The following is a 7,742-nucleotide window of genomic DNA, read 5'->3' on the forward strand; positions in this document are numbered from 1 at the left end:
CCGGCGGGTGCCCGGGCGCCTCAACCCAGCAGCGCGCTCAGGTCCAGGCCGGCCGCGCCGCGCGGCGGGCACCAGTAGTAGCCGCCGCTGAGCGGGCGGCTGAAGCGGTACAGGGCATCGACGATGCCGTCCTCCAGGCCGCTCATGCGCCGCAGTTGCACCTCGAAGGCATCCAGGGTACGACCGAAGGCCAGGAACATCAGGCCGGCGTCGCTGCCCGCGGTCCAGGGCATGGAGCGGCGCACCACGAAGGCCTCGGGCTCGAAGCTCTCCTGGGCGGTGCGCTTGACGTGGGCGGACTCGGGCGCCTCGTCCAGTTCCTCGTTGTCGCGCTTGCGCCGGCCGATGATGTCGTCCTGCTCGGCCTGGGGCAGCGCGGCGAAAGCCTGCAGCTGGTGGCGCCACTGCTGGAGAGCGGCGAAGCTGCCGCCGTCCAGGCCGGCACCGGCGCCGGCGACCACCGCCGCGGCCACTGCGTCGTCGTCCCGGGGGTTCTCGGTGCCGTCCTCGTAGCCGGTCAGGTCCAGGCCGGCGCCGTGGCGGAAGGCCTCGACGCAATCCACCAGCTGCAATGCCGGCGCCAGCTCGCGCTCCAGCTCATGGGTGCGCAGCAGCAGCTCGCCGCGTTCCTCGCCGCGCAGCCACAGCCACAGGGCGTGCTGGGTGGAAGGGTTGTCGACGCCGGCGCCGGACAGCGCCGGAAACTCGCGCAGCCCCGCGACCTGGCGGCCCAGCGCGCGCACCAGCGATTCGCCGAAGCCGACCACCACGGCCTCGCCGTCGGCCAGGCGCAGCAGGCGGTCGAGGGCGGCCGGCAGGTGCTCGGCGGCCTGCAGGTCGAAGAACAGGTGGCGGGCGTGGGCGGGCACCGGGGTGGCGAGAATGCCGGGCTGGTAGAGGCTCATGGGGCGTCCTTGTGCGAAAAAGCCGCGATTCTACTGGCTGGCGGCAGTTTTCCATACCCGCCGGGTCAATGCGCGGCGCGGCCAGCCCTCCTGGACGAAAGCGGGTGGCCCCGGGCGCAGGCGTTGTTCTTATCGAACACCAGCCGTCAAATATTTCTGACTACCGGCACAGATCAGCCGCACTAAATCAAACAGTTGGACGAATCAAGACAGCACGCCTGTCATTTTTTTCATTCAATCGCTCTGTAATTGTTTGACATATTTTACGTCTTTGGCAGACTGCTCGCCCGTTGCGTCCCGGCCGGCAGCCCCTCCTGCCGACCGGGCCTGGCGCGAGCCGGGCCGCCAAGTCCAAAAACAAAAACCTGCCAGTCTGCGCCTCCCTACCCCGCCGCGCGCACCTGGCCAGCCAATGGAAAGAACGAACAAATGCTGATCTGGTTTGTCGGGATCTACCTGCTGATTACGGTCATCGTCGGCTTCTACGCCGCGACCCGCGTGCACAACTCCTCGGACTACGCAGCGGCCGGCCGCAGCATGTCCTTCCCCCTGGTCGTGACCATGGTGTTCGCCACCTGGTTCGGCTCCGAAGCCGTCCTGGGCATTCCCGCCACCTTCCTCCAGGAAGGCTTCGCCGGGATCATCGAAGACCCCTTCGGCTCCTTCGGCTGCCTGATGCTGGTGGGCCTGGTGTTCGCCCGCCCGCTGTACCGCCTGAACCTGATGACCATCGGTGACTTCTTCCGCAAGCGCTTCGGCCAGCACGTGGAAATCTTCACCAGCCTGGTGATCATCATTTCCTACATGGGCTGGGTCGCCGCCCAGCTGACCGCGCTGGGCGTGTGCTTCAGCGTGCTCTCCGACGGCGCCATCACCACCACCCAGGGCATGCTGCTGGGCACCGTGATCGTGCTGCTGCACACCCTGTTCGGCGGCATGTGGTCCGTGGCCCTGACCGACTTCCTGCAGATGATCATCATCGTCTGCGGCCTGTGCTACCTGGTCTGGCTGATCGGCGACATGGCCGGCGGCCCGCAGGTGGTGATCAGCCACGCCGCGGCCGAAGGCAAGTTCCACTTCCTGCAGGGCACCTCGGCCAAGGACATAGTCGCCTTCCTCGGCGCGGCGGTGACCATGATGTTCGGCTCCATCCCGCAGCAGGACGTGTACGCCCGGGTGATGTCGGCCAAGACCGAGAAGATCGCCTCGCGCGCCACCATGACCGGTGCCTGCTGCTACCTGGTGTTCTGCATGCTGCCGATCTTCCTGACCTACGCCGCGTCGATGATCGACCCGCAGATGGTCCAGCACTGGCTGAACGAGGACGCCCAGCAGATCCTGCCGCACCTGATCATGGAGCGCACCCCGATGTTCGCCCAGATCATGTTCTTCGGCGCCCTGCTCTCGGCGATCATGTCCTCGGCCTCCGGCGCCCTGCTGGCCCCCTCGGTGACCCTCACCGAGAACATCCTCAAGCCCATGCTGCCGCACCTGAACGACCACCAGGCGCTGAAGCTGATGCGCGCCAGCGTGCTGGCCATGACCATCGCCACCTGCGTGTTCGCCCTGTACTCCAACGCCAGCATCTACGAGATGGTCGGCAACGCCTACAAGGTGACCCTGGTCGCCGCCGTGGTGCCGCTGTTCTTCGGCCTGTTCTGGAAACGCGCCACCACCCAGGGCGCCCTGACCGCCATCGCCTGCGGCCTGATCGGCTGGATCTCGCTGGAGATGGGCCACCAGGAAGGCGACTTCTGGCCGCCGCAGCTGGTGGGCCTGATCTGCAGCGCCTTCGGCATGATCATCGGCTCCCTGGCCCCGCAGTTCAGCAAGAACCACGGCGACCACACCGAGACCCTGACCGAGCAGGCCGCCGCCGGCAACTGAGCCCCGCGCCCGACGAAAGAGCCCCGCCTGGCGGGGCTTTTCTTTTGCGCGCTCTTCGTAGGAGCGAGCTTGCTCGCGAACAAACGCGGTGCCATGCGATTCGCGAGCAAGCTCGCTCCTACGAAAAGCCGTGCGATAGCCGGAACCACCGGCGCGATTCGCGGATGAGATCCCCGCACCATTCCCCTGTAGGAGCGCGCCCTGCGCGCGAAATCGCTGGCAGGGCCCGCTCCTACAATTCGTGAGTCCACGGCAACTATCCTTTGCCGCTACCGGCGTTTTTCTCAGCAGTGCCTCCCGGGATACTAAGCTCCAGTACAACCCATCCCCCCACTGGAGATTCCCATGAGCATTCCCGACCTCGGCCTCGGCACCTTCCGCCTCAAGGACCAGGTGGTCATCGACTCGGTATCCACCGCGCTGGAGCTGGGCTACCGCGCCATCGACACCGCGCAGATCTACGGCAACGAGGCCGAGGTCGGCCGGGCCGTGGCGGCCAGCGGCGTGCCCCGCGGCGAGCTGTACCTGACCACCAAGGTGTGGACCGAGAACCTCTCCCGCGACCGGCTGGTGCCCAGCCTGGAGGAGAGCCTGTGCAAGCTGAAGACCGACTACGTCGACCTCTGCCTGATCCACTGGCCCTCGCCGGGCGGCGCGGTGCCGGTCGCCGAGTACATGGAGGCCCTGGCCGAAGCCAAGTCGAGCGGCCTGGCCCGCGAGATCGGCGTGTCCAACTTCACCCTGGCGCTGATGCAGCAGGCCATCGACGTGGTCGGCGCCGGCGAGATCGCCACCAACCAGGTGGAGCTGCACCCCTACCTGCAGAACCGCAAGGTCGCCGACTTCGCCAGGCGCCACGGCATCCGCATCACCTCCTACATGACCCTGGGCTACGGCAGGGTGCTGGGCGACGCGGTGATCGGCGAGATCGCCCAGCGCCATGGCGCCACCCCGGCGCAGGTGGCGCTGGCCTGGGCCATGCAGCTGGGCTACGCGGTGATCCCCTCCTCCACCAGGCGCGCCAACCTGGCGAGCAACCTCGCCGCCCACGAGCTGCACCTGGGCGAGGCGGACATGGCCGCCATCGCCGGCCTGGAGCGCAACGGTCGCATCACCAGCCCGGCCGGCCTGGCCCCGGCCTGGGACTGAAAGCGGCGGCTTGCGCCGCGGCCACGGCACGGGTAAATGTCGTGGCCGCCACTTTCGCTTCGAACAGGAGAACGCCATGGATCTCGGAATCGCAGGACGCTGGGCGCTGGTCTGCGCCGCCAGCAAGGGCCTGGGCAAGGGCTGCGCCAGGGCGCTGGCCGGCGAAGGCGTGAACCTGGTGATCAACGCCCGCGGCGCCGAGGCCCTGGAGGCCACCGCCACGGAACTGCGCCGGCACGCGCCGGGCGTGGAGGTGCGCTGCGTGCCCGGCGACGTGGGCCGGACGGAGGTCCGCACGGCGCTGCTGGCGGCCTGCCCGCAGGTGGACATCCTGGTCAACAACGCCGGCGGCCCGCCGCCCGGCGATTTCCGCGCCTGGGGCCGCGAGGAATGGCTGGGCGCCCTGGAGCTGAACATGCTCACGCCCATCGAGCTGATCAAGGCCACGGTGGACGGCATGGCCGAGCGCGGCTTCGGCCGGGTGGTGAACATCACCTCCTCGGCGGTGAAGGCGCCCATCGACATCCTCGGCCTGTCCAACGGCGCGCGCAGCGGCCTCACCGGCTTCGTCGCAGGCCTCGCCCGCCAGCCGCGCCTGGCCTCGCGCAACGTCACGCTCAACGCGCTGCTGCCCGGCTCCTTCGACACCGACCGCCTGCGCAAGGGCCTGGGCGACGACCAGGGCAAGGTCGAGCAGTGGCTGCAGGCGATCCCCGCCGGGCGCTTTGGCACCGCGGAGGAGTTCGGCGCCTTCTGCGCCTTCATCTGCAGCGCCCATGCGGGGTATCTCACCGGGCAGAACCTGTTGCTGGATGGCGGGGCTTATCCGGGGACGTTCTGAGTGGCGGCTTTACTTGTGGGAGCGAGCTTGCTCGCGAACGGGGCTTACCGGGGAGTTCAGTCGTTGGGCCTGAGAGCCCCCTCTCCCTAACCCTCTCCCTGAAGGGAGAGGGGACCGTTCGGAGCGGTTGGGTTTTCCAGAGTCAGCCGGCAGCTCCAGAGTTGCCGGTTGACATCAAATCCTCTCTCAGCACGGACAAGCCCCCTCTCCCTTCAGGGCGGGGCGCGCAGCCGAGGGCTGGGGAGAGGGAGCGGAGTCAACCCCATGCACCACCCCCACCGGCAAACACCATTCGCGAGCTAGAAGCAGCCACCGACAGGCCCCCAATGAAAGTCCAATCCGACGAACTGCGCACCTTCACCACCGTCATCGACAGCGGCTCCATCACCGCCGCCGCCGACCATCTCGGCCTCACCGCCTCGGCGGTGAGCCGCACCCTGGCGCGCCTGGAGGACAAGCTCGGCACCACCCTGCTCAACCGCACCACGCGGCGCATGAAGCTCACCGAGGAAGGCCAGTTCTTCCTCGACAGCGCGCGGCACATCCTCGCGCAGATGGAGGACCTGGAGGAACGCCTGGCGCTGCGCCGGCAACGGCCGGCCGGGCGCCTGCGGATCAACGCCGCCTCGCCCTTCATGCTGCACGCCGTGGTGCCGCACATCGGCGCCTTCCGCGAGCAGTACCCGGACATCGAGCTGCAGCTGAACACCAACGACCTGAACATCGACCTGCTGGAACAGAGCACCGACATCGCCATCCGCATCGGCACCCTCAGCGACTCCACCCTGCATGCCCGGCCGCTGGGCAGCAGCCGCCTGAACCTGCTGGCCAGCCCGGCCTACCTGGCGCGGCACGGCGCGCCGCAGAGCGTGGAGGACCTGGCGCGGCACAGCCTGCTCGGCTTCACCCAGCCGGAGAGCCTGAACATCTGGCCGCTGCGCCACGCCGGCGGCGAGAGCCTGGCCATCACCCCCAACCTCTCCGCCTCCAGCGGCGAGACGCTGCGCCAGTTGGCCCTGGCTGGCCAGGGCATCGCCTGCCTGGCGGGCTTCATGACCTGCCACGACATCGCCGCCGGGCGCCTGGTCAAGGTGCTGCCGGAGTGGGTGCGCGAGCAGCACCAGCCGATCAACGCGGTGTACTACCGCAACTCGCAGCTCGCGCTGCGCATCCAGTGCTTCCTGGACTTCATCCAGGAACGGCTGGCGGCGACGCTCGGCGCCTGATCAGTCCGCCACCACGCTGGCGGCCGCCGGCTTCGGCTGGCTGGTCAGGGTGGTGCCCACCGAGGCAACCATGATCGCGGCGATGGCCAGCCATTGCAGCGAGGTCAACTGCTCGCCGAGGAACACCAGGCCGGACAGCGCCGCGAAAGCCGGCTCGATACTCATCAGGGTGCCGAAGGTGCGCGCCGGCAGGCGCGTCAGGGCGATCATCTCCAGGGTGTAGGGCAAGGCGCTGGAGAGCACCGCCACGCCCAGCAGCGCCGGGATCAGCTGCAGGTCGAACAGCGCGGCGCCCGAATGCGCCAGGCCGACGGGGAAGATGCACAGCGCCGCGATGGTCACGCCCATGGCCGCCGTCTGGGTGCCGTGGTCGTTGCCGGCGCGCTGGCCGAACAGGATGTACATCGCCCAGCAGGCCCCGGCGCCCAGGGCCAGCGCGGCGCCCAGGGGGTCGACGCCGTGGCCGAGGTCGCCGACGGGCAGCAGCAGCCACAGGCCGAGCACGGCGATGGCGATCCACAGGAAGTCGATGGGCTTGCGCGAGAAGTACAGCGCCACCGCCAGCGGCCCGGTGAACTCCAGGGCCACGCCGACACCCAGGGGGATGGTGCGCAGGGCCATGTAGAACATCAGGTTCATGCAGCCCAGGGTGATGCCGTAGGCCAGCAGCGGGCCCCAGGAGCCCCGCGCGACGGGCTTGCGCCAGGGGCGCAGCACGGCGAGCAGGATGATGGCGGCGAACAGCAGGCGCATGGCCGTCACGCCCTGGGCGCCGAGCACCGGGAACAGGCTCTTGGCCAGGGCCGCGCCGCCCTGGATCGAGGCCATGGCGACCAGCAGCAGGGCGACCGGGAAGAACAGCGTGGCGAAACGGGAACGCGGCATGGGGGCAGACCAAAAGGGTTGAAATGTGGCCAGGGACCTGGCGTATGCTTATGTGCAACATAATGCGCAAAACCGGTCGAATGAGCAATATATTGCCCAACACTAATGAACGCCCCAGCGTGCTCGTCCACGTCGCCGACAACGTCAAGACCCTGCGCCGCGCCGCGGGGCTGAGCCAGGACGCCCTGGCCAAGGCCAGCGGCGTCAGCCGGCGCATGCTGGTCGGCATCGAGAGCGGCGACACCAACGTCAGCCTGGCCACCCTCGACCGCATCGCCGCGGCCCTCGCGGTGACCTTCGCCGACCTGGTGCGCGCCCCCCAGGCCGGCGACCTCGCCCGCGTCGACGTGGTGGCCTGGGCCGGCCGCCAGGCCGACAGCCGCGGCACCCTGCTGGCCAGCACCCCGGCCAGGGGCCAGGCCGAGCTGTGGCACTGGGCACTGGCCCCGGGCGACAGCTACGACGCAGAGCCCGATGCTGAGGGGTGGTATGACATGGTTTACGTCATCGAGGGTCATCTGACACTGGAGATCGGCGACCAGCGTTGGGAGGTGGCCTGCGGGGGGTTCCACGTGTTCAAGAGCAACCAGCGGTTCTCCTACCGGAACCTGGGGGATGGGTTGCTGCGTTTTGTGCGGAATGTGGTGAATTGAGGGGCTTTTCGTAGGAGCGAGCAAGCTCGCTCCTACGAAAAGCCCCCACCCAGCAACGAAAAAGACCCGCCGAAGCGGGCCTTTGTCTCACACCGGAAAACCTCAGAAGCTCTGCGGCATCTCCCCGCGCGCCAGGCGGGCGTTGATGTCGGCCACCACCGCCGGCAGCTCGGCGATGGTGTCGATCAGGTAGTGC

7 protein-coding genes and 1 pseudogene are annotated in these 7,742 nt (G+C 68.6%); 5 read left to right on the forward strand and 3 right to left on the reverse strand.

The features are described from left to right. Nucleotides 1–20: 20 nt before the first annotated feature. Nucleotides 21–905: a Dyp-type peroxidase gene (locus tag CHC02_RS26410; RefSeq protein ID WP_089394357.1), complete on the reverse strand. Its 885-nt coding sequence runs from the start codon at nucleotides 903–905 to the stop codon at nucleotides 21–23. A gap of 429 nt (nucleotides 906–1,334) precedes the next feature. Between CHC02_RS26410 and CHC02_RS26415 the strand changes: the two genes are divergently transcribed. From CHC02_RS26415 to CHC02_RS26430, 4 genes are all read left to right on the forward strand, one after another. Further along, nucleotides 1,335–2,792 carry a high affinity choline transporter 1 gene (locus CHC02_RS26415; protein ID WP_089394358.1) on the forward strand — a complete coding sequence of 486 codons (1,458 nt, stop codon included), beginning with the start codon at nucleotides 1,335–1,337 and terminating at the stop codon, nucleotides 2,790–2,792. Between the two features lie 345 nt (nucleotides 2,793–3,137). Continuing rightward, nucleotides 3,138–3,941 (forward strand): 2,5-didehydrogluconate reductase DkgB, encoded by an 804-nt coding sequence (dkgB, locus tag CHC02_RS26420; RefSeq protein ID WP_089394359.1) that lies wholly within the window; start codon nucleotides 3,138–3,140, stop codon nucleotides 3,939–3,941. A 76-nt stretch (nucleotides 3,942–4,017) separates the two neighbouring features. Continuing rightward, on the forward strand, nucleotides 4,018–4,782 hold the full coding sequence (locus tag CHC02_RS26425; RefSeq protein WP_089394360.1) for an SDR family oxidoreductase: 765 nt from the start codon (nucleotides 4,018–4,020) through the stop codon (nucleotides 4,780–4,782). 326 nt (nucleotides 4,783–5,108) lie between these two features. After that, the gene (locus CHC02_RS26430; RefSeq protein ID WP_089394361.1) at nucleotides 5,109–6,008 is read left to right on the forward strand and encodes a LysR family transcriptional regulator; all 900 of its coding nucleotides are present in this window, start codon (nucleotides 5,109–5,111) and stop codon (nucleotides 6,006–6,008) included. Here the strand turns inward: CHC02_RS26430 and rhtA are convergent, their stop codons facing one another. Continuing rightward, a complete protein-coding gene (gene rhtA / locus CHC02_RS26435; protein ID WP_089394362.1) occupies nucleotides 6,009–6,893 on the reverse strand; it encodes a threonine/homoserine exporter RhtA in 885 nt (294 codons plus the stop codon). A gap of 50 nt (nucleotides 6,894–6,943) precedes the next feature. On the opposite strand from rhtA, the gene CHC02_RS26440 reads away from it, so the two are divergent. Further along, nucleotides 6,944–7,546, forward strand: coding sequence for a helix-turn-helix domain-containing protein (locus CHC02_RS26440; RefSeq protein ID WP_167364870.1), 603 nt, complete (start codon nucleotides 6,944–6,946; stop codon nucleotides 7,544–7,546). 102 nt (nucleotides 7,547–7,648) lie between these two features. Here the strand turns inward: CHC02_RS26440 and CHC02_RS30085 are convergent. Continuing rightward, a pseudogene (locus tag CHC02_RS30085) lies at nucleotides 7,649–7,742 on the reverse strand (phosphonoacetaldehyde hydrolase); the annotation flags it as partial.

It is taken from the genome of Pseudomonas delhiensis (assembly GCF_900187975.1).
GTDB lineage: Bacteria > Pseudomonadota > Gammaproteobacteria > Pseudomonadales > Pseudomonadaceae > Pseudomonas > Pseudomonas delhiensis.

Coding starts and splice junctions, on each gene's coding strand:
- CHC02_RS26410 (WP_089394357.1), bottom strand. CDS start 905: ATGAGCCTCTACCAGCCCGGCATTCTCGCCACCCCGGTGCCCGCCCAC.
- CHC02_RS26415 (WP_089394358.1), top strand. CDS start 1,335: ATGCTGATCTGGTTTGTCGGGATCTACCTGCTGATTACGGTCATCGTC.
- dkgB (WP_089394359.1), top strand. CDS start 3,138: ATGAGCATTCCCGACCTCGGCCTCGGCACCTTCCGCCTCAAGGACCAG.
- CHC02_RS26425 (WP_089394360.1), top strand. CDS start 4,018: ATGGATCTCGGAATCGCAGGACGCTGGGCGCTGGTCTGCGCCGCCAGC.
- CHC02_RS26430 (WP_089394361.1), top strand. CDS start 5,109: ATGAAAGTCCAATCCGACGAACTGCGCACCTTCACCACCGTCATCGAC.
- rhtA (WP_089394362.1), bottom strand. CDS start 6,893: ATGCCGCGTTCCCGTTTCGCCACGCTGTTCTTCCCGGTCGCCCTGCTG.
- CHC02_RS26440 (WP_167364870.1), top strand. CDS start 6,944: ATGTGCAACATAATGCGCAAAACCGGTCGAATGAGCAATATATTGCCC.